Origin of the sequence: Mesorhizobium sp. LNHC229A00 (assembly GCF_000502415.1) — a bacterium.
Taxonomy (GTDB): Bacteria; Pseudomonadota; Alphaproteobacteria; order Rhizobiales; family Rhizobiaceae; genus Mesorhizobium.
Map to the genome: position 1 here is coordinate 1 of NZ_AYWQ01000222.1, position 353 is coordinate 353.

Below are 353 nucleotides of genomic sequence, written 5' to 3' on the forward strand. Positions count from 1 at the left end.
CTGAAGCGTCTACGAGCAGCCGGAGCGAATGTCATCGGGGCAGCGATGTCGAAATTCCAAGTGAACAAGTTCGATTACAACTACGCCTACAAATATATGAACTATCAGTATTACGAATACGGCACGAAAACCCCGAAAATCGAGGGCAGAGTCGATGGTGGAGCAGACCAGCCCGCGCATGCTAAGTCTCCTGCGTTCAGGCGTTTGGTTCGTCGCCTTCGTTCTGGTGTTGATAGCTTCGTCGATCGGGCTAAGTCGTCTTATTGAAACTGGAACGCCAAGCGTCTCTCTCGCGCTGGATCCGTTGAACGTAGATGCTTTGATAGGCGAGATCGCCGGCAAACTGAACCAGA

General features: G+C 51.8%; 1 pseudogene. It reads left to right on the forward strand.

Going from position 1 to position 353, the window contains the following annotated elements:
• A pseudogene (locus X742_RS1000000175215) lies at positions 1 to 267 on the forward strand (exopolysaccharide biosynthesis protein); the annotation flags it as partial.
• Positions 268 to 353: the final 86 nt, after the last annotated feature.